Source organism: Nocardioides oceani (assembly GCF_030412965.1).
In the GTDB taxonomy this organism is placed as follows: Bacteria; Actinomycetota; Actinomycetes; order Propionibacteriales; family Nocardioidaceae; genus Nocardioides; species Nocardioides oceani.
In genome coordinates, this window is record NZ_JAUHJQ010000255.1 from 1 (window position 1) to 225 (window position 225).

The 225-nt window shown below is 76.0% G+C and carries 1 protein-coding gene; it reads left to right on the forward strand.

The features are described 5' to 3' along the window. A partial coding sequence (locus QWY28_RS23965; RefSeq protein WP_300955395.1) for a GltB/FmdC/FwdC-like GXGXG domain-containing protein occupies nt 1-225 on the forward strand: 225 nt, incomplete at both ends.

The window sequence follows — 225 nt, forward strand, 5'->3', positions numbered from 1 at the left end:
CACGTGCCCGAGCTGCCCGTGGGGGCGTCGCTGCGCAACACCACCCGCCAGGACCACGGGCTGGAGAAGGCGCTCGACGTCACCACGCTCGTCCCGCTGGCCGCGGCCGCGCTCGCGCGCGGCGAGCCGGTGCGGGCGCAGGTCGAGATCCGCAACGTCAACCGCACCGTCGGCACGATCCTCGGCCACGAGGTGACCAAGCGGTACGGCGGCGCCGGGCTGCCC